We start from the raw sequence: 19,886 nt of genomic DNA, 5'->3' as shown, positions 1-19,886 counted from the left end.
CTCAGAACTTTTGATATTCAAAATGCAGCTGCATACTCATGCTGTCATCGACAGAGGTCCACGCGACGATAGTGATCGCCAGCAGGAGATAAAGGAAAAAAAGACGGATCGCGATTTTCATCATTTAAAACTCTGTGCAATAAAGCGAATCATAGGAACCCAGGCCAGTTCGGAAGGGTGCAAACGATCCCAGTTCCAGCCATTCTGATAAGGCATGGCGTACATATCTAAATAAGGGATCTGGTTCTTTTCCAGAATGGTTTTAATTTGCTTATCAACCGGGCGGAAGGTATCGGTATTGTAAAGCGCCCAGGGGTTAACAGGGTCGACGATAGCAATCACCTGCACGTGACGTTCTTTCAGCAGCTGGACGGTTTTACTGAGCGCGGCGATTTGCGCAGGCACGACCGGCGTGTCATCCCACTGCTGCGGCTTACCGTCCTCTTCGTAAATCGTTTTGTCCATCCACAGCGTGGCCGCGCTCTGCTGGCGTTTTTTATTTAACTCGCGCGCGTTCGCCAGCTCTTTATCCCAGTCTGGGGCGATGTGGGTAGTTGGCTGCTGCGGCCAGGGCTGAACCGTCTGGGGCGTGACGTTGAGCAGCGCCAGCCAGTCGTTTTTTATCAGGGTGCAGACGTTCGCGAACTGGAAGCTCAGCTCGTCCCACATCAGATCGGGGTGCCAGCCAAACACGCGCATTTGGCCAAAGATTAAATGGCTTATTTCTTTTGCATCAATATGTTTTAAGTAATTAACCAGCAGCGGGCGCGCCTGAGGATCCTTCATCAGCGGATTAAAAATAGAACCGGGGAAATTATCGGCATAGATAGCCGGTGGCAGTCCTTTTGAGTAAAAGCTGTCAGGTGCCAGAAGCAAAACAACTTTACTGTTTGCGTTAAGGCTATTTTTAAAACGTGAGAAGAGTAAAAATTGCGTTTCGTCATCGACAAACGCATCGCCATACGCCACGACGGGTTTGTGCAATTGATTATTAAAGTAATTATATACCGCGTAATGTTCATCTTCTGAAGTGGCAACTTCAGATGCGCCAATGAAGAAAATAGCATTCCCTTCTAAAGCATGGGAAATCGTCGCAATTTTTTCCGCTTGCTCTTTAGGCGTGCCCGCCATTGATTTAATCAGCGGCTGGAAGGTGAGCGGCGGGTTGAAGCTCGTCACTAACGGATGAACACAGAGGAACAATATGGCCAGGGTCGCCATCAGGATATGTAAGCAAAGCGTATTTTTGATTTTCATCATCAACCAGTAAGACTGCATGGCAGTAATTTCTACAATCTGTGGGTACTCAGATTTATAACAATTACACAACAAATGGCCGTTTATTTTTTTTGGCATTCTATACCAGAGCGATTTAAAAGGATGAGCGTTGCTGTGTTACGGTATGTACAAGAGAGCAGAAACGGGGGCCGGAGAAGCAACCGGGTGACTTTTTGCGCAGTCAAACGCCGCCGGCTAAAAATAGAAAAATTCCTGCTTTACAAGGCGCTAATAGATGTTTATAGTGCGCCTCACTTTGGAAGCGTGGCCGAGCGGTTGAAGGCACCGGTCTTGAAAACCGGCGACCCGAAAGGGTTCTAGAGTTCGAATCTCTACGCTTCCGCCAAATTCGAAACCCAGGTCGTTATGCGACTTGGGTTTTTTTATGCGCAGAAAACCCCCGGCCAGGCTCGGGCTACAGTAAACCTTTTCAGCTTTGGGCCCGTTATCAAAACCCCGTTAACAGGGCCTTCTGGGGCTGAGGATACTGCGTCGATACTGCAGCGGCGTCTGACGCATCATCTTTTTAAAGCAGGTAATGAAATAGGTCACCTCGCTAAACCCGACGGCCAGCGCAATGGCGTCAATACTCTCATCACTGTACCGCAAGAGATCGCAGCTGCTTTTTATCCGCCGGGTCAGCAAATATTCATGGATGCTACCGCCGGTCTGCTGGCGGAAAATGCGTGAGGTATAGCTGCGCGAAAGCCCCAGGTCGTGGGCTAGCTGGTCGAGCGAAAACTTGCTGGCATAGTGGGCTTCGACCCAGCTCATAATCCGCGAGGCGACGGTCTGCTGGCGCGGCGGGTAGGGCTGCGGCTGCTCGGGTAGAAATGTCATGAGCTGCATCATCAGAAATGCCACCTCACAGGCCTCGGTCTGCTCGTTGCCCTCCTGGCGCTGAAACTGCTCAAGGATCCTCTCAATAAACGCCGCGTGCTCGCTGAGATCGTAAATTTGCGCCGGCAGATTGCTGGCGGCCAGCGCGGCGAACCGGGCCTGATGGCGCGGGAAGGCGCTAAGCGCGCTTTCGACGACCGCTTGCTCAATGTGCATCGTGGTGCGGTGATAGGGGTTCTTATCGCTATGATCGACCTGCACCTTGTGCAAACGGAAGGGCGGGAAGATAAATAATCGCCCCGGACGGGCGGTGTAGTGCTGATTATCCACCACCACGATGCCGTAGCCGCTGGAAATGTAGAGCAATTCCACGCACTGATGCCAGTGGTAGTAAATCGCGCTGGTGGCGTACAGGCGGTTAAAAGAAATGGCCTGCCGATCGAGCGTGATGCGTTCCAGCAGCTGCGTTTCACCCATTTTACCTCCAGGACAACAGATTTAAATTTTTAGGCCATCATTTGTAATTTATCCCCCTCGCGACCGACAAAATCCAGAAAAAATGAAATGGCGGTTCAATTTTGTGAGTCTGCTCACTCAGCGCCAGGAATAAAAGCAGTTACTCTTCATCCAGACGTCGCACTCATGGCTTTAAAAAGCCTAATAACAATAACTTATCTCTACCCTCGTGTAATGCGGGAGGACCCTGTGCAACCTGAAAATATTCATCTGGATAATCCACTGACAAGCCGGGAAGAGGTGCAACGGCTGGTCAACGACATGCTAAACGCGGTGGCGCCCTGGTTTAAAAACGACGCCAGCCGCATTGATTTAGCGAACTTTACCGCTCACTACGGCCAGCAGGTCGCAAGCATGGAAACCTTTTCCCGCCTGCTGTGGGGCGTCACGCCGCTGCTGGCCGGCGGCAGCGAGCCGCAACGCTTCTCTTTCTATTTACAGGCGATAAAAAACGGCACCAATCCGCAGCATGCCGATTACTGGGGCGACGTCGAACCATACGATCAGCGAATCGTCGAGATGGCGGCCTACGGGCTGCTGCTGGCGCTGGCGGGCGATACCGTACTGGCGCACTTCACCGAGACGGAGAAAGCGAATTTATGGCGCTGGCTAAAGCAGTGCGAAACCCAGGAGATCCCCGATAACAACTGGCACTTCTTTCCGATTCTGGTGCAGGTCGGCTTCCATCATTGCGGCATGCCGACCAACCCGCAGGTGCTGGAAAATCATTTTGCTGCCATGGAGCACTACTATCTCGGCGACGGCTGGTACTCTGATGGTCCGGGGCGGCCGCGCGACTATTACATCTCGATGGGCTTTCATTTCTATGGCCTGATTTACGCGAAGCTTATGGTCGAGGTCGATCCAAAGCGTTGTGCAACGCTGCGTCACCGCGCGGCGCGTTTCTCCTCTGACTTCATCCATTTCTTCGCCGAAGACGGCGCGGCGATCCCGTTTGGCCGCAGCCTGACCTACCGCTTTGCCGAGGCGGCGTTCTGGAGTGCGGCGGCCTTCGCCGGGCTGGAGGTCTTCTCACCCGGCGTTATTAAGGGCATCGTTCTGCGCCATCTGCGCTGGTGGCTGAAGCAGCCGATGTTCGACCGCGACGGCGTACTCAGCGTCGGCTACAGCTACCCGAATCTGGCGATGGCGGAAGACTACAACGCGCCGGGTTCGCCGTACTGGGGCCTGAAGACCCTGCTGGTGCTGGCACTAGAGGAGGGCGACGCCTTCTGGCAGGCGACTGAGCTGCCGCTGCCGCCGCTGCCCGCCCGGCACACGATAGCCCACGCGGATCAGGTGGTGGTGCATCAGGCCGATCACCTGTGGATGCTGACTTCCGGCCAGCTGGAGCTGAACAACTTCGTCAATACCGAAGCGAAATACTGCAAATTCGCCTATTCCACCCGCTTTGGCTTCACCATCGAACGCGGGCGCTACGGCCTGAATCATGCCGCGCCCGATTCGATGCTGCTGCTGGCCGAAAAGGATAACTACTGGCGTGGCCGCCGCGAATGCCAGCGCGTGATCACCGCAGACGGCACCATTTACAGCCTCTGGCTGCCGTGGCGCGATGTGGTAATTGAGAGCTGGCTGCTGGCGCTGGCCGACTGGCAGCTGCGCGTCCATCGTATCAATACCCGGCGCGCGCTGGATTGCGCGGAGGGTGGCTTTAGCCTGGCAAACCGCCCGCAGCCGCACGTACACGAGAGCGACCGCGCCTGCTGGTTACGCACTGCCCGGGATGTATCAGCCATTTTCTGTTTACACCCGCAAGCCCGGCGCGGCGAGACGGTGGTGACGCCGCCAAACAGTAATCTGTTGTTCGCCGAGCGCGCGGCGGTGCCGCTGCTGCGCGGTGAACTCGACCCCGGCAAGCATGTGTTGATAAGCGCGGTGTGGGCGGGAAATGCCGCCGACTTCGATCCGCAACGCTGCCCACAGGCCATCATTAGCGATGACGCGGTACGCTTCGTGACGGCACGACAGGAAACGACGCTCGTTCTGGCCCCGGAGGCATCGCTATGAGCACATCATCGTCCGTACGCGCCGCACAGTACAAAATGAGTACCTTTATTTTTCTCTACTTCTTCACCTGGTCTTCCAGCTTTGGCCTGTACGCCCTGTGGCTGAGCCAGAAAGTGGGCCTCGATAGCATCACCATCGGCAGCGTGTTCGCCATCAACGGCGTCTTCGCGGTGGTCCTGAAGCCGGTGTACGGCTACATCATGGACAAAATCGGCATGAGCAAGTGGCTGCTCTATTTTGTCTGCGCCATTTCTGCGCTGATGGCGCCGTTCTTCGCGCTGGTGTATCAGCCGCTGCTGCAAAGCCATGCGATGGCGGGGATTATCATCGGCGCGCTGTATCTGAGCCTGGGCTGGTACGCCGGCGTGGCGGCGTCTGAATCATACGCCGACCGCTTTAGCCGCCTGTACGGGCTGGAGTTTGGCCGCATCAGAATGTGGGGTTCGCTGGGCTGGGCGATGGCGGCTTCGGTCTCCGGGCTGTTGTTTAACTTCACGCCGCTGGCCAACTTTCTGCTCAGCAGCGGTACCTCGGTACTGATGCTGCTGGTGCTGGTCAGCCTCAAAATCGGTGACGAGCAGCTGCGCAACAACAGCGTCATCTCCGCCAATAAGATCGTTTTTGCCGACGTGCTGATGCTGCTGAAAAACCGCAAATTCTGGATGTTCAGCCTCTATGTTGCCGGGGTGGCGTGGATGATGTTTATCGCCGAGCAGCAGTTCCCGCGCTACTTCGTGTCGTTCTTCGCCACCAAAGAGCAGGGGAATGCCTGGTACGGCTACCTGAGCACCGTCCAGTCGGGGATGGAGTTCGTGATGATGATGTTTATCCCGTGGCTGGTGAACCACTACGGCGCTAAGCGCGGCCTGCTGTTCTGCGGCTGCGTGGTAGGCGCACGGCTGATCGCCTCCGGACTGACCAGCGACCCGATTGTTATCTCCATCATCAAACCGTTTTATGGCGTCGAGATCGCGCTGCTGCTGATTTCGGTTTTCAAATACATCGCCGAACATTTCCATCGTCGGGTTAACGCCACGATGTACCTGCTGGGCTACCAGGCGATGATTTACGTTGGCTCGATTGTGGTCGCCCCGCCCGCCGGCTACCTGTACGACAGGATAGGCTTTGAGCATACCTATCTGCTGATGGGCTGCTGCGCCCTGATATTTACGCTGATTTCCGCCTTTACGCTGTCGCGCTGCCAGTCGAATCGCGATGTTTCACGACCCTTTGCTCCGGCTTTAGATACCGCCCCGGTCGAACCGGCTAAACATTAATTCAGGAGTTGTTATGACCAAATCTGTTATCACCGAAGCGCTGCGGCCGATCGAACTGCATCAGGTCGATCGCCTGGCGCTGAGCCAGAAGCTGGAAGCGGCCTTAACCCGCGTAACGCGCAAGCTCGACAAAAATATTGTCGCCTTTGGCGATAAGTTCCCCGGCGAAGCCTGTGAGAAGGGCGTCTGGCCGCGCACCGATAACGTGGAGTGGACCACCAGCTTTTGGCCTGGCCAGCTGTGGCTGGCGTGGGAGATGACCGGCAAAGCGCATTATCGCGAAGCCGCCGAGCGCTATTTACCGTCGTTCGCCCGGCGTATTGAGCAGCGTATCGACACCGCAACGCACGATCTCGGGTTTCTCTATTCGCTCTCCTGCATCAGCGCCTGGCGGCTCACCGGCAACGAAGCCGCTCGCCAGTCGGCGCTGCTGGCAGCCGAGCGCCTGATGGAGCGTTTTAATCCGACGGCCAACATTATTCAGGCGTGGGGTGATTTAAACGACCCGGAGCAGCAGGGGCGAATGATCATCGACTGCAATATGAACCTGCCGCTGCTGTACTGGGCCAGCGAACAGACCGGGGATCCGCGCTATGAGCAGGCGGCGACGGCTCACGCAGGACAGGCCGCGAACTATATCGTGCGTGAAGATGCCTCGACGTACCACACCTGGTATATGGATGTGCAGACGGGCGAGCCGCGCTTTGGCAATACCCATCAGGGCTACAGCGATACCTCGTGCTGGTCGCGCGGCCAGGCGTGGGGTATTTACGGCTTTCTGCTCAGCTATCAGCACACCGGCGATAAGCAGATGGTTGAGCTGTCGCGCAGCCTGGCGCATTACTTCCTCAACCGTCTGCCGGAAGATGACGTTTGCCACTGGGATCTGGCCCTGCTCGGTACCGACGCCGTGCGCGACAGTTCTGCGGCGGCGATAGCCGCCTGTGGCCTGCTGGAGCTGGTCAAGGCGCTGCCGACGCTCGACGCACACCGCGCGTATTATGAAGAGATGGCGCTGCGTATTGCGCAGTCGCTGACCGATAACTACCTTGCTCATGACGACGATCCGACCGAAGGGCTGCTGCAGCACTCGGTTTATCATATGGGCAGCGGTAAAGGCGTCGATCAGTGCTGTAGCTGGGGTGACTATTTCTATCTTGAGCTGCTCGCGCGGCTGCGACAGATTTGGCATCCGTACTGGTAACCCTTAAGCAATGGAGAGCAAGATGAAAAGCGTAGCCGTGCTATTAGCCCCCGGTTTTGAAGAGGGGGAAGCGATTGTCACTATCGATATCCTGCGCCGCCTGAATATTACGGTGCAGACGATTGCCTGCGGCGAGAGTCGCGAAGTGGTGAGCTATCACGCCATCCCAATGGTGGCGGATAGCACCCTGAAGGCCAGCCTCGATCGGACCTTTGACGCCGTGGTGCTGCCGGGCGGCCCGGAAGGCAGCGTCAACCTGGCGAAAAGCGCGGAGGTGATTGCCTTCGTTCGCCGCCATGATGAAGCGGGCAAATATATCTGCCCGATCTGCTCCGCCGCCGCCCGCGTGCTGGGCGGCAACGGACTGCTCAAAGGGCGCCGCTATGTCTGTTCCGGCGAGTTGTGGAAAACGGTCAGCGATGGCATTTACGTCAATGCCGACGTGGTGGAAGACGGCAATCTGCTAAGCGGCCGCGGGCTGGGCAACGCGTTTGATTTCGCCTTTACCCTGGCGGCGCGATTGCAGGGCGATGGGGCACTGGCGCAAGAGCAGGCCAGCCATATTGAGTACGCGTGGCAGGATAGCGAGCCCGTTTACGGGCTGGCAAAGTGCGTTTTGTGAGTTTCGCCCGGCGGCGCTACGCTTGCACGGGCCTACAATGAATAGTGCAATATATTGATATTGTTACGGATTGTAGGCCGGGTAAGCACAGCGCCACCCGGCAAGAAGGGCCGCTAAAATGTTGATGTCGTTTTACAGCCCGATCACCAGCGCCCCCGAATGGCTCCGCGAGCAGCACAGCGCCACCTGCTGCTCCGTCGCGCTTTTTTCCGCCTCCGACTGCACGCTGTCCCGGTGATCCACCACGCCGTCAATCACCGGCGTCAGGCAGGCCCCGCAGATCCCCATCTCGCAGGACAGCGGCACGTCCACGCCGTTTGCCTGTAACACCTGGGCGATGGTTTTATCCGCAGGCACCGGCCAGCGCTCCCCGGTGGAGGCGAGTTTGACCGTAAAGATCTCGCCGGATTCACCGCCTGCGGCAGGGACTGCGGGCTGAAACGCCTCGCTGTGAAGATGGGCGTCATCCCATCCCTTCGCCGTGGCGACCTCACGCACTTTTTCCATAAATCCTGCGGGACCGCAGATCCAGGCGTGAAGCCCCGCCTCGGCCGCCGGGAGATGCTCTGCCAGCGCTGTGCGCGGGCTGGCGGTATGAATGATGCACCCACCGCACTGCGAGAGTTCGCGCGCAAACGCCGCGCTTTCGCGGTTTCTGACGTAATAGTGCAGCGTAAACGGCGTTCCGGCCGCCTTCAGCTGCAGGGCCATCGCATACAGCGGCGTAATGCCAATGCCCGCCGCCAGCAGCAAAACCCGCTCTGCCTGAGCAAGCGGAAACAGATTGCGCGGGGCAGAGATGGTCAGCGTCTGTCCTGGCCGCAGCGTCTCGTGAACGTAGCGCGACCCGCCGCGCGAAGCGGTTTCCCGCCCCACGCAGATAATATAGCTCTCGTCCTGACATGCCCCTGTCAGGGAATACTGGCGCACCACGCCGCAGGGCAGGTGGACATCAATATGCGCGCCGGGCTGCCACGGCGGCAGGGCTTCACCGTCTTCAGCCACCAGCCTGACGGCGAGGCTTTTGTCGCCCTCGCGCCACAGCCCGTCAACAATTACGCTCAGCATGTCGGCCTCCGTCATATCAGGAAAAATTCGCCAAAGCCCATTTTTTTCAATCCCCGACGGTAGGCAATTGAGCTTTTATCGGCGGGAATATGGGCTTCCAGGGTGAGATCCAGCGGCAGGCTTTCCGGGCGCTGGGTTTCCACCATCAGGCGATCCTCTTCGAAGATGCGCAGGTTAAAGGCATGCACGTCTTCCACCGGAATATGCAGGTCAACGTTGCGCGCAATAGGGGCGAACATACGGGTCACGCGCGATGACACGGGCGACGCGGCGTTCATGATGACCAGTCTCGACTCTCCCGGAAAATGAATCGTCAGGGTGGCGGTAAACGGCAGATGCATTTCAAAATGGCGCAGCCACTGGAACCCTTCTGGCGCCTGCACGTCCGAACTGGCGGGATAGTTACTCACGGAGCTCCAGTAATCCGCCACGAAGCCGAACGCGTCTCCTGCGGCTGATAGGCGGGCACAAGCTGATTACTGGGATCGGCAAAGGTATCGGTGTGGATCCACGCAAAGTGCGCTACGTCCAGAAAGCCTTCCACCTGACGTCCGGCGAAGCCGTTCACCTCAAACGCCGGGCAGTTGATCTGCTGAAATCCGTCGTCATCCCAGTGCGGCATGGTGGGAAGTGGCGCAGGATTGTCCGGGTCAAAGGCCAGGCAGGTCCAGATCAGGCCGAAGCGCTCCTCCACGGCGTAGTTAATCAGGTTCAGCTTCGCCGGAACGGGCTGGTCGGGGCTGGACGGAATGCGATTGCAGCGCCCGTCCTCCCCAAAACGGAGGCCGTGGTAGGGGCAGATAATCCCGTGCTCGTCGTGAAAGCCCAGCGTCAGCGGCACGCCGCGGTGCGGGCAGACGTCACGGGCGACCACGACCTGGTCGTTAATCCGGTAGATCACCAGCTGTTCATCCAGCAGGGTCGCCTTGAGCGGTGCCGGGCCGACGTCGCAGGCGCGCGCGACCGGGTGCCAGCATTTCGCCAGGCGCAGCCAGTCCTCTGGCTCAAACGTGCAGTGGGCGGGGGGAGTCGGTTCTCTTTTCATCGTTGTCCCTCTTGCGTTCAGCCTAACGGGCCGCCCTGAATGGTCTCGCACAGACCGTTGATGATGCGCTCGCCGGTCTCCTCTTTGAGCTCCTGATACCAGGCCTGCGTCAACGCCATGTCTTTCCCGTGGGTGACGTCGCAGCGCTTACGCGCCTTCAGCACCAGGTCGCGCACCCGGTCGCAGCGCAGCGCTTCGTACTGCCGCAGCGCCAGCGTAATGCTGTGGTTTTCGCGCAGGCATTCCCCCAGCACGACGGCGTCTTCCATCGCCGCACAGCCGCCCTGGCCGATATCCGGCGTGGTGCTGTGCGCGGCGTCGCCGAGCAGGGCGACGTTGCCGCGCACCAGGCTGTCGAACGGCTCAATGTCGTGGATTTCAATGCGGTTGGTCGTTTCAGGATCCAGCGCCGCGATAAGCTTCTGCACCGGCGGCGCCCAGCCGCGGAAGTAGCCCGTGAGATCGGCGCGCAGGGTGGTGCGATCCTCCGCCAGGCCCGCGGGCTGCGGCACGTCAAAAAAGAAGTAGAAACGACCGCCGGAGACGGGCATCAGCGACACGCGTTTGCCTTCGCCAACGAAGGTGGTCCACTGGTGCGCCGGGGCAATCTCTTCGTCAATCTTCACCAGCCCGTTCCAGTTCACGTACCCGGCGTAGCGGCGCTCCGGGGTGTAGCCCAGCACGTACGGGCGAACCGCCGAGTGGCTGCCGTCGGCGGCAATCAGAAAATCGCCGGATGCCGTGGTGCCGTCGGTGAAGGTCACGCTCACGCCCGCGTCGTCTTCGCTTACGCGCTCCACGCGCTTGCCGAACTGCACCCTGTCGCGCCCCCAGAAGTCCAGCATTTCGCGCTGCAGCTCGGTGCGCGAGACGGGGCAGGGACGCCCGCCGGTACGCTCAACCAGCGGGGCAAGGCTAAAGCGGGTCAGGGTCTCGCCGCGCCGGTAATCCTTGTAGGCCATAAAACGCATCGGCCCGCCGTAAGTCTCGATGATGTCGCCCATGCCGAGGTGCTGCATGCATTTCACGCCGTTAGGCCAGATGGAGATGGCCGCCCCGACGGGCCTGATCGCCTTTACGGCTTCAAACACGGTACAGTCGATACCCGCTTTCTTCAGCGCGACGGCGGCGCTCAGGCCGCCAATACCCGCGCCAATGACGATTGCTCTCATGCTTCTCTCCTTTTGCAGGGTGTAAAGGCATTCAGCAATTTGCGTACCAGGCTGCAGAGTGGTGAAAACGGCGTTGTGAGAGGTGGGTTTGCACTGCTAAGGTGCGCAAACGCGGTGAGCATGCCTTTTTTTGAATCAAAAATTTCCGGTTGAGCTATGCGGAATCGACTGTTTCACGCCCGCGCTCAGAGTGGCGTGGTTTGTGCAATAACCTGGAGGAAGACAATAAAGGAGACGCTATGATCGCACTGCACGAGTTCAATCATCTTCCCCACGAAAAGGCGCTAGCGCTGATTCACCCCTGCGCGGCGCTCCCCGGCTGGGCCGACGCGCTGACGCTGGGGCGGCCCTACGCCAGCCGGGACGAATTGCTCAGTACGGCAAAAGCGCTGACGCACGCCTGGGACGAAGCGGCATTAACGCAGGCATTGGGCGCCCATCCGCGCATCGGGGAAAAGCCTGCGGGTTCACAGGCGGAGGCGGCGCTGTCGCGCCAGGAGCAGGGCGCGGTGAATGAAGGTGATGCTGACCTTGCCCGGGCGCTGCGCGAGGGCAATGCCCGCTACGAGGCCCGCTTCGGACGCGTCTTTCTGATCCGCGCGAAGGGCCGCAGCGGCGAGGATATTTTACAGGCGCTGCACGCGCGGCTGGAGAACAGCGACGCGCAGGAAGTCCGTGCCGCGCTGGAACAGCTGCGGGAAATTACGCTGCTACGGCTGGAAGGAGTCATTAGCGAATGAGCACACTCAGCACCCATATTCTGGATATCTCGACGGGCAAACCCGCCGCGGGCGTGACGGTTCATCTCGAACGGGAGGGCGAAATCATGGCGACGGGCGTGACCAGCGTAAATGGTCGCATCACCGAATTTGTCCCTTTCCTGCCCGCGGGCCGCTATCGGCTGGTGGCGGAGATCGGCGCGTGGTTTAGCGACACCGGCCGGGACACGCTCTACCCCTGCGCGCAAATTGATTTTGTGACGGGAGAAGCGGCAGGCGAGCACTTCCACCTGCCGTTTGTGATTGCGCCCGGTGGGTGGTCAACCTACCGGGGCAGTTGACCATATCCGCTCGCCGTTGACCCAGGTCTCGCTGATGTTGCGCTCGTCGCCCAGGGTCATCAGCACGAAAAGCTGCTCGTAGATATCCTGGCAGCGGCGATTGCGCAGGCGCTGCAGCGGCGTTACGTCAGGGTCGATAACCACGAAATCCGCCTCTTTGCCGGGCGCGAAGTTGCCAATCTTATCGTCCAGCCGGAGGGCGTGCGCGCCCCCCAGCGTGGCGTGGTAGAAGGCCTCGCTGGCACGCAGGCGGTAGCTCTGAAGCTGGCCGACCTTGTAGGCTTCCCCCAGGGTGCGCAGCATGCTGAAGGTGGTGCCCGCACCGACGTCTGTGCCGATGCCCATCCGCACCCTGTGCTGCCAGCAGGCGGGCAGGCGAAACAGCCCGCTGCCGAGAAACAGGTTAGAGGTGGGGCAAAACGCCACCGCCGAACCGGTGTCATGCAGGCACTGCCACTCGCTGTGGTGAAGATGAATCGCGTGGGCAAACACGCTGCGCTCGCCGGTCAGGCTGTAGTGGTGATACACGTCCAGATAGCGCTCATGCTCCGGCCAGAGGTCGCTTACCCAGGCCACTTCGTTGGGGTTTTCGCTCAGGTGGGTCTGCATCCAGGTATCCGGGAACTCCTCTCTGAGCAGGCTGACCGCGGCAAGCAGCTCGGGGGATGAGGTCGGGGCAAAGCGCGGCGTAATGGCGTAACCCAGGCGTCCACGGTGATGCCAGCGCTGGATCAGCGCCCGCGTCTGCCGGTAGCTCTGCTTCGCGTCTTCGCTCAGGTAGTCCGGCGCGTGTCTGTCCATCATCACCTTTCCGGCGATAAGGCGCATGTTGAGGCGCAGGGCTTCGGTAAACAGCGCCTCGACCGATTCCGGATGCAGCGTGCAAAACACCAGCGCGGTGGTGGTGCCGTTGCTCACCAGCTGGTGAATGAAAAATTCGGCGATCTCTTTCGCGTAGGCTTCATCGGAAAACTGGCTCTCAACCGGGAAGGTGTAGGTGGTCAGCCACTCCAGCAGCTGTTCGCCAAAGGCGCCGATCATCTCCGTTTGCGGATAATGGACGTGGGTGTCGACAAAGCCGGGCAGCAGCAGCCTGCCGCGCAGGTCGGTATAGCCTTTGTGAGGGTCAAGATACTGCTCGCCTTCCTGCCAGGGCATGTGCGCCAGAATTTTCCCGCCCTGTATAAACAGCAGCCCGTCCTCAAGGTAGCGCGCGTGTTGGGCAATCGCGTCTGCGCTGTCGCAGACCTGGGCAATATCAAAAAATGCACCGCGGATCGCTGTCTGGTAATCCATCATGGTTCCTGCCTTAGTGTTTGCGTAGCGGGGTGATAAGGCGCAGCAAGAACGGTGCCAGAATGAAAGGGCCGCAGATACGCTGCGGCCGGAGGGAGGGGTTACTCTTTTTGCGTCGCCACGCGGGAGCTAAACGACGTCGCGCCCGCCGTCTCGCGATCTTCCCGCGCCAGCCAGCGGTAGGTCACGCCGCCGAGGAAGACGCCGATGAACCAGCTGAAGTTCGCCACCTCATGCAGGGTCGGAATAAAGCTAATCACCAGGCCGACGGCAACGGACGGGATCAGCGCGCCAATGGCTTTCGGGTTAAAGCCGTTGCGGTACCAGTATTTGCCCTTTGGCGTGTCGTCGAACAGATCGTCGACCGACACCTTGCCGCGTTTAATCAGGTAGAAGTCGGCAATCAGAATGCCGAACAGCGGGCCGATAAACGCCCCGAGGACGTCCAGGGTGTAGTGGATAAGCTCCGGCGAGTTGAACAGGTTCCACGGGGTGAGCAGGATCGAGCCGACGGCGGCAATCATCCCCCCGGTGCGGAAGCTGATCTTCTGCGGCGAGCAATTAGAGAAATCGAACGCCGGAGAGACGAAGTTCGCGACGATGTTGATCCCGATGGTGGCGGTGATCATCGTCAGCAGGCCAATCGCCACGGCCAGATCGTTGCCCACGCGGCTGACGGTTTCAATCGGATCGGTGATCATGCGGCCAAACAGCGACTGGGTGCCGGAGACAATGACCACCGTGACGATGGAGAACAGCAGGAAGTTAAACGGCAGGCCCCAGCGGTTGCCGCGGCGGATCTCGCCCATGCTTTTGCCGTAGCGGGAGAAGTCACCGAAGTTGAGCAGCGGGCCGGAGAAGTAAGATACCACCAGCGCGGTCGCGGTGATCATCTGCCAGGTCTGCTCGCCCGCGCTCAGGGATTTGCTGGCGAGGGTGAAGGAAATGCCGTCAAGACCGGTCTTGTATACAATCCAGCCTGCGAGGGCCAGCATCACCACGTAGACCGCCGGACCGGCGATATCAATAAAGCGCTTGATGGCGCTCATGCCGTGCCAGAAGACCATCGCCTGCAGGACCCACATGATGGCAAAGCAGATCCAGCCCAGATGCGACAGGCCCAGGAACGCGCCGGTGGTAAGCGAAGAGAGCGACGGCCAGAACTTCAGCGCCACCAGCATCAGGGCGTTGGCGGCCAGATAGGTCTGAATGCCGTACCACGCGAAGGCAATCAGCCCGCGGATCACCGCCGGAATATTGGCACCGAAGACGCCAAACGCCTGACGGCTGATCACCGCGTAGGGCACGCCCGCCATCTGGCTCGGTTTGGCCACCAGGTTGGCGCACAGCTGCACGATGCAAATCCCCACCAGCAGGCAAAGCAGCACCTGCCAGCTTGCCAGCCCGAGCGTAAAGAAGCTCGCGGCGACAACATAACCCCCCATGCTGTGAACGTCCGACATCCAGAACGAAAAGATGTTGTACCAGCTCCAGTTCTGGTCACGCGTCGGTGCCAGATCCTCATTGCAAAGACGTGGGCTGTAAACCGCACCGGAATCAGCGGCCGTACCCTGCTGCGCGTTTTGACTGTTTGGCATGAAACCTGCTCCTGTGAATGAAAACCCGTTGAGTGGGAGTGCTGACGGTGTTGCAGGATCCAGGCCAAAATAATAAATCTTGTATGCAATATTTTATTTTTATGTATACGATTCGATAACGAAGAGTAAAAGACGGAGTGGTGAATGAACAACATAAACGCCCTGCAGACCGCGCCAGACCTGCATGACAAAGATGAATCGATCTTTCAGGCGATGATGACCGCGATTGTCGAACATCAGCTGCTTCCGGGGAGCAAACTGCCGGAAGAGGCGCTGGCCGAGGTGTTTGGCGTAAGCCGCACGGGCATCCGTAAGGTGCTTCAACGACTCGCGGCTGTGCAAATGGTCACCTTAACGCCCAAGCGTGGTGCACACGTCGCCAGTCCGACGGTGGAAGAGGCGCGACACATCTTTCGCACCCGCGCCCTGCTGGAGGTCGCCAACCTGCCGGACGTGCTGGCCCACTGTCAGCCGCCGCACCTTGCCGCGCTGGAGGCCATCATTCGCCAGGAGCAGCAGGCGCACGAGGCGTACGACGGCCCGGCGGCGATCCGCCACTCCGCCAATTTTCACATTCAGCTGCAGGCCATCTCCGGCAACCAGGTGCTGACGGAGATGGTGACCGGCCTGAGCCAGCGCTCGTCTCTGGTGATTGCCACCTGGGGCGCGCCTTGGCGTCAGGGCTGTCGCTGCAACGATCACGAACAGCTTGTGGATCTGCTGCGCCAGAAGGCGCTCCAGCCGCTCAGCGATGCCTTAATGCACCATTTTGAACATATCGTCGCCAGCCTCTGCTTCGAGCGGGCGGGCGAGTGCCTGCCTGATTTTGCCCGGCTGTTTGCCGGCCACAAGGAGTCGTAATGTCCTCTGTCCGTATACAAGTGATCAACCCCAATACCAGCCTCGCGATGACGGAAACCATCGGCGCGGCGGCCCGTTCGGTGGCGGCGCCGGGGACGGAGATCCTCGCGGTCTGCCCGAGCGCGGGCGTGCCGTCTATCGAGGGCCACTTTGATGAAGCCATCGCCGCCGTGGGCGTTCTCGAACAGGTCAAGCTCGGCAGAGAGCAGGGCGTGGAGGGTCACGTCATCGCCTGCTTTGGCGATCCGGGCCTGCTGGCGGCGCGCGAGCTGGCGCAGGGGCCGGTGGTGGGTATTGCGGAAGCCGCCATGCATATGGCGACGCTGGTGGCGACGCGCTTTTCGGTGGTGACCACGCTGCCGCGCACGCTGATTATTGCCCGTCATCTGCTGCACCAGTATGGCTTTCACGATCGCTGCGCGGCGCTGCACGCTATCGATCTCCCGGTGCTGGCGCTGGAAGACGGCTCCGGTCTGGCGCAGGAGAAGGTGCGCGCGCGCTGTATACAGGCGCTGAAAGAGGATGGCTGCGGCGCCATCGTGCTCGGCTGCGGCGGCATGGCGACGCTGGCGCAGGAGCTGACCCGCGAGCTGCGCGTGCCGGTCATCGACGGCGTCAGCGCGGCGGTGAAGATGGTGGAATCGCTGGTGGCGCTGGGGCTGTCGACCAGCAAGCACGGGGATCTGGCCTTCCCGGAGAAAAAAGCGTTAAGCGGACAGTTTCAGGCATTGAATCCATTTTGAAGGTGAGGGGAGACGTAATGGCGCTTTTTGAACAGGATTACCCGCGGGATCTGCGCGGCTACGCGGGCAACCCGCCGCACGCGCGGTGGCCGAATCAGGCGCGCATCGCCGTGCAGTTTGTGCTCAATTATGAGGAAGGGGCGGAAAACCACGTTCTGCACGGCGATGCCGGCTCCGAGCAGTTCCTGTCGGACATCATCGGCGCGGCCAGCTACCCGGATAAACACATGTCGATGGACTCCCTCTACGAATACGGCAGCCGCGCCGGGTTCTGGCGGATCCACAGTGAATTTCAAAAGCGCGGCCTGCCGCTGACGGTCTTTGGCGTGGCGATGGCGCTGGCGCGTCACCCGGAGATCGTCGAGGCAATCAGGGCGGCGGATTACGACGTGGTGAGCCACGGCTGGCGCTGGATCCACTATCAGCACATGGATATCCAGCAGGAGCGCGAACATCTGCACAAGGCGGTGCAGGTGCTGACCGACCTGTTCGGCAAGCCGCCGACGGGCTGGTACACCGGGCGCGACAGCCCCAACACCCGTCAGCTGGTGGTGGAGCACGGCGGCTTGGACTACGACAGCGACTACTATGGCGACGACCTGCCCTTCTGGACGGAAGTGGCCTGCGGCGACGGCACCCAAAAACCACACCTGATTGTGCCCTATACGCTGGATGCGAACGACATGCGCTTCGCGACCGCGCAGGGGTTTAACACCGCCGAGCAGTTTTATACGTATCTGAAGGACAGTTTTGACGTGCTGTACGAAGAGGGGGAAAGCGCGCCGAAGATGATGTCCATCGGCATGCACTGTCGCCTGCTGGGGCGGCCGGGGCGTTTTCGCGCGCTGCAGCGGTTCCTGGATTACGTGCAGCAGCATGACCGGGTGTGGGTCTGTACCCGCCAGCAGATTGCCGACCACTGGCGAGAGGTGCATCCGTTTCAGAAGTAAGTGTGCCGTGTTTAGCCGGGTGGCGGCTGCGCCTTACCCGGCCTACAGGACCTCGTATTCCCGGTGGCGTTACACCATCAAACTCACCTGCGCCGCAACAATGCGCCACCGGGCAGGTTTTTCAGCATTACACCATCAAACTCACCTGCGCCGCCACGATGCGCCACCCGCAGGCAAACCGCACCCACGTCTCTGCTGGGGCGACCGGGGCGGCAGGTGCATCCGTTTCAGGAATAATTGTGCGATGTTTTGCCGGGTGGCGGCTGCGCCTTACCCGGCCTACAAGACCCACAGGGCATACGGGACATCGTAGGCCCGGTAAGCGCAGCGCCACCGGGCAGGTTTTTCAGCGCTACACCATCAAACTCACCTGCGCCGCAACAACGCGCCACCCGTAGGCAAACCGCACCCACGTCTGCTGCTGGCGGCCAATGCGTTCCGTGCCCTCACGGGTAAATTCGGTGCTGCACACGGCATAATCCTCTCCGAAGGTGGTGATGACGGTGTGGCGCAGCGTCCGCTGTAAACCGGCGGACGGGCGCGCCGCGCGAAAGGCGCGGATTTCATCAATCCCGTACAGGTTTTCACCCGCCCCCAGACGCACCGTGTTTTTGTCGTGCCAGAACAGCTCGTCCAGCACCGCAACGTTGTTGCTGACCAGCGCGTCTTCATAGCGGTAAAACGCGGCGGTCACCTCGGCAACCACCCACGGCAGGTTAATGTCATCGTGATTCATCATGCGGCCACCTCCGCCGGACGGGCATCGGTGATTCCACTCTCTTCCAGCACGCGCGCAACGCGCAGGCACGCCTGCTCGTTAAACGGCGCGGCAATCAGCTGCAGGCCAATCGGCGCACCCTGGGCGGTGCGCAGCGGAACGGTGGTGACGGGCAGGCCCAAAAACGAAATCGGCTGGGTCAGCATCCCCATGCTGGCGCGGACGGGGAGCGGCTGGCCGTTAATCTCCATGGTCTGCTCACCCGCGAGCGTCGCGCTGCGCGGGGTTGCCGGGGCGATCAGCACGTCGGCCTGCGCGAACAGGGTTTTAAACGCCTGCCGGGCGTGCGCGCGAAACCGCTGGGCCTGAATATACCAGGCGGAGGGGATCATCGCCCCGGCCAGCAACCGTTCGCGGGAATGCGGTTCAAAACGCTCGGGCTCGCGGCGAAGCGCGGGCAGGTACTGGTTTCCTCCTTCGGAGGCGCTGATGATAAACGCCGCGGAGCGCGCCAGCTCGGCGTCCGGAAACTGCAGCTCATCCTGCACGTCGAGCGCCTTCGCCACCCGCGCCACGGCGTCTCTGGCATCCGCGTCGCACCAGGTGGTGAAATAGCCGCCGAGCACCGCGCAGCGCAGGCCGTCAAGCCCGCGATCGAGCAGGGGGCGCGTCTGCTCGCGCGAGCTCTCTGCCTGAAAACCGTCGCTGCTGTCCCGCCCCTGCAGCGCGTCGTATACGGACGCCAGGTCGCACACGCGGCGGGCAAAGGGGCCGATATGATCCAGGCTCGCGACAAACGGATGGCTGCCGGATCGAGACAGGCGGCCAAAGGTGGGCTTAAGGCCATAGATGCCGCACAGGGAGGCCGGAACGCGAATCGAGCCGTTGGTGTCGGTGCCGAGCGAAAAGTGCACCAGCCCGGCGGCCACGGCGGCGGCTGAACCGCCGGACGATCCGCCCGCAATGCGCGCCAGATCGTGCGGGTTACGCGTGGTGCCGTAGTGGCTGTTTTCGGTTGTGAAGCCATAGGCGTAGGCGTCCATATTCACCATTCCGGTCAGCAGCCCGCCCGCGCTGCGCAGCTGGCGCACCGCGAAGCTGTCAGCGGCGGCGGCGGGCCGCTGGCTGAACAGCTCTGCCCCGGCGAGGGTGGTGTGGCCGGCAACGTCGAACAGGTTTTTTACCGCGTAGGGCACGCCCGCCAGCGGCGGCAGGGGGCGCTTCTCGCGGCGAAGGGTGTCAATGCTCTTGGCTTCGGCGAGCATGCGTTCTTCCGTCACGGCGGTCCAGGCGTTAATCTGCGGGTTCACGCGCGCAATCGCCTCCAGCGTCTGGCGGGCAATCTCGCTCGCGCTCAGCTCGCCTGCGCTCAGCGCATGCTGGATCGCGCTGATACTCATCTCGTGTAGCCTCATGCTTTATACACTCCTGCGATCTCCAGACGGTCGTCGAGCGGCAGCGCCATCAGCGGGGCTGCCAGGGTGGCAATGCGGCTGAACTGCAGATGCAGCTCGGCGCGGCGGGCATCGTCCAGCTCTACGCCGAGCACGGACTCCATTTGTGCAAGATACGCCTGCCAGTCGGGTTGTGGTGTCGTCATTGTTTTCTCC

At 60.3% G+C, this 19,886-nt stretch carries 19 protein-coding genes, 1 tRNA gene and 2 pseudogenes; 10 read left to right on the top strand and 12 right to left on the bottom strand.

The features are described 5' to 3' along the window. Position 1: 1 nt before the first annotated feature. Positions 2-124 carry a hypothetical protein gene (locus V4835_RS15515; protein WP_023335174.1) on the bottom strand — a complete coding sequence of 41 codons (123 nt, stop codon included), beginning with the start codon at positions 122-124 and terminating at the stop codon, positions 2-4. Further along, complete coding sequence (locus V4835_RS15510) at positions 121-1,257, bottom strand: D-alanyl-lipoteichoic acid biosynthesis protein DltD (protein ID WP_331412725.1); 1,137 nt, start codon at positions 1,255-1,257, stop codon at positions 121-123. The genes V4835_RS15515 and V4835_RS15510 overlap by 4 nt, the downstream gene beginning before the upstream one ends. Before the next feature lie 279 nt (positions 1,258-1,536). Here V4835_RS15510 and V4835_RS15505 point away from each other — a divergent pair. Beyond that, positions 1,537-1,624 (top strand) — tRNA-Ser (locus V4835_RS15505). A gap of 113 nt (positions 1,625-1,737) precedes the next feature. Here the strand turns inward: V4835_RS15505 and V4835_RS15500 are convergent. Next, complete coding sequence (locus tag V4835_RS15500) at positions 1,738-2,595, bottom strand: AraC family transcriptional regulator (RefSeq protein WP_331412723.1); 858 nt, start codon at positions 2,593-2,595, stop codon at positions 1,738-1,740. A gap of 228 nt (positions 2,596-2,823) precedes the next feature. Between V4835_RS15500 and V4835_RS15495 the strand changes: the two genes are divergently transcribed. The 4 genes from V4835_RS15495 to V4835_RS15480 are packed head-to-tail and all read left to right on the top strand — an operon-like array spanning position 2,824 to position 7,765. Then, positions 2,824-4,662 carry a DUF2264 domain-containing protein gene (locus V4835_RS15495; protein WP_331412721.1) on the top strand — a complete coding sequence of 613 codons (1,839 nt, stop codon included), beginning with the start codon at positions 2,824-2,826 and terminating at the stop codon, positions 4,660-4,662. Beyond that, positions 4,659-5,939 (top strand): oligosaccharide MFS transporter, encoded by a 1,281-nt coding sequence (locus tag V4835_RS15490; protein WP_213821768.1) that lies wholly within the window; start codon positions 4,659-4,661, stop codon positions 5,937-5,939. The genes V4835_RS15495 and V4835_RS15490 overlap by 4 nt, the downstream gene beginning before the upstream one ends. Positions 5,940-5,952: 13 nt before the next feature. Beyond that, complete coding sequence (locus V4835_RS15485; protein WP_331412720.1) at positions 5,953-7,143, top strand: glycoside hydrolase family 88 protein; 1,191 nt, start codon at positions 5,953-5,955, stop codon at positions 7,141-7,143. Positions 7,144-7,165: 22 nt separating this feature from the next. Continuing rightward, positions 7,166-7,765 (top strand): DJ-1/PfpI family protein, encoded by a 600-nt coding sequence (locus tag V4835_RS15480; protein WP_331412718.1) that lies wholly within the window; start codon positions 7,166-7,168, stop codon positions 7,763-7,765. A gap of 132 nt (positions 7,766-7,897) precedes the next feature. On the opposite strand, the gene V4835_RS15475 is transcribed toward V4835_RS15480, so the two are convergent. The 3 genes and pseudogenes from V4835_RS15475 to hpxO all read right to left on the bottom strand — a co-directional run bounded on the left by V4835_RS15475 (position 7,898) and on the right by hpxO (position 11,050). Next, complete coding sequence (locus tag V4835_RS15475; protein WP_331412716.1) at positions 7,898-8,833, bottom strand: PDR/VanB family oxidoreductase; 936 nt, start codon at positions 8,831-8,833, stop codon at positions 7,898-7,900. A gap of 11 nt (positions 8,834-8,844) precedes the next feature. After that, a pseudogene (gene hpxD, locus V4835_RS15470) lies at positions 8,845-9,878 on the bottom strand (molybdenum cofactor-independent xanthine hydroxylase subunit HpxD). Positions 9,879-9,895: 17 nt separating this feature from the next. After that, positions 9,896-11,050, bottom strand: a complete 1,155-nt coding sequence (hpxO, locus tag V4835_RS15465; protein ID WP_331412714.1) for an FAD-dependent urate hydroxylase HpxO — start codon at positions 11,048-11,050, stop codon at positions 9,896-9,898. 239 nt (positions 11,051-11,289) lie between these two features. Here hpxO and uraD point away from each other — a divergent pair, with 239 nt between their 5' ends. Then, positions 11,290-11,790 (top strand): 2-oxo-4-hydroxy-4-carboxy-5-ureidoimidazoline decarboxylase, encoded by a 501-nt coding sequence (gene uraD, locus V4835_RS15460; protein ID WP_331412712.1) that lies wholly within the window; start codon positions 11,290-11,292, stop codon positions 11,788-11,790. Further along, positions 11,787-12,110: a hydroxyisourate hydrolase gene (locus tag V4835_RS15455; protein ID WP_331412711.1), complete on the top strand. Its 324-nt coding sequence runs from the start codon at positions 11,787-11,789 to the stop codon at positions 12,108-12,110. Before uraD ends, V4835_RS15455 begins: the two co-directional genes overlap by 4 nt. Here the strand turns inward: V4835_RS15455 and guaD are convergent. Both guaD and V4835_RS15445 read right to left on the bottom strand, forming a co-directional pair. Then, on the bottom strand, positions 12,090-13,409 hold the full coding sequence (gene guaD / locus V4835_RS15450; RefSeq protein ID WP_331412710.1) for a guanine deaminase: 1,320 nt from the start codon (positions 13,407-13,409) through the stop codon (positions 12,090-12,092). The two genes, V4835_RS15455 and guaD, sit on opposite strands and share 21 nt — an antisense overlap. A 98-nt stretch (positions 13,410-13,507) precedes the next feature. Further along, positions 13,508-15,004 (bottom strand): NCS1 family nucleobase:cation symporter-1, encoded by a 1,497-nt coding sequence (locus V4835_RS15445; RefSeq protein ID WP_331412709.1) that lies wholly within the window; start codon positions 15,002-15,004, stop codon positions 13,508-13,510. A gap of 144 nt (positions 15,005-15,148) precedes the next feature. Between V4835_RS15445 and V4835_RS15440 the strand changes: the two genes are divergently transcribed. The 3 genes and pseudogenes from V4835_RS15440 (at position 15,149) to puuE (ending at position 17,558) form a co-directional block, all read left to right on the top strand. Further along, positions 15,149-15,865, top strand: coding sequence for a GntR family transcriptional regulator (locus V4835_RS15440; RefSeq protein WP_331412707.1), 717 nt, complete (start codon positions 15,149-15,151; stop codon positions 15,863-15,865). After that, positions 15,865-16,741, top strand: a pseudogene (hpxA, locus tag V4835_RS15435) (allantoin racemase). Before V4835_RS15440 ends, hpxA begins: the two are co-directional and overlap by 1 nt. Next, the gene (gene puuE / locus V4835_RS15430; protein WP_331414139.1) at positions 16,659-17,558 is read left to right on the top strand and encodes an allantoinase PuuE; all 900 of its coding nucleotides are present in this window, start codon (positions 16,659-16,661) and stop codon (positions 17,556-17,558) included. The pseudogene hpxA and the gene puuE overlap by 83 nt, the downstream one beginning before the upstream one ends. Positions 17,559-17,685: 127 nt before the next feature. Here the strand turns inward: puuE and V4835_RS24430 are convergent, their stop codons facing one another. From V4835_RS24430 to hpxX, 4 genes are read right to left on the bottom strand one after another with little or no spacing between them, the layout of a single operon-like run. Beyond that, complete coding sequence (locus tag V4835_RS24430) at positions 17,686-17,850, bottom strand: AtzH-like domain-containing protein (RefSeq protein ID WP_442877315.1); 165 nt, start codon at positions 17,848-17,850, stop codon at positions 17,686-17,688. 60 nt (positions 17,851-17,910) lie between these two features. Beyond that, positions 17,911-18,297 (bottom strand): oxalurate catabolism protein HpxZ, encoded by a 387-nt coding sequence (hpxZ, locus tag V4835_RS15425; protein WP_331412705.1) that lies wholly within the window; start codon positions 18,295-18,297, stop codon positions 17,911-17,913. Then, on the bottom strand, positions 18,294-19,691 hold the full coding sequence (locus tag V4835_RS15420; RefSeq protein WP_331412704.1) for an AtzE family amidohydrolase: 1,398 nt from the start codon (positions 19,689-19,691) through the stop codon (positions 18,294-18,296). The genes hpxZ and V4835_RS15420 overlap by 4 nt, the downstream gene beginning before the upstream one ends. Next, a complete protein-coding gene (hpxX, locus tag V4835_RS15415; protein WP_063143944.1) occupies positions 19,688-19,876 on the bottom strand; it encodes an oxalurate catabolism protein HpxX in 189 nt (62 codons plus the stop codon). Before hpxX ends, V4835_RS15420 begins: the two co-directional genes overlap by 4 nt. Positions 19,877-19,886 lie beyond the last annotated feature (10 nt).

Origin of the sequence: Enterobacter cloacae complex sp. CARB60, from assembly GCF_036487345.1 — a bacterium.
Classification (GTDB): Bacteria; Pseudomonadota; Gammaproteobacteria; order Enterobacterales; family Enterobacteriaceae; genus Enterobacter; species Enterobacter asburiae_D.
Note: the sequence above shows the minus strand (reverse complement) of the source record. Positions and strands in the feature narration are given on the sequence as shown.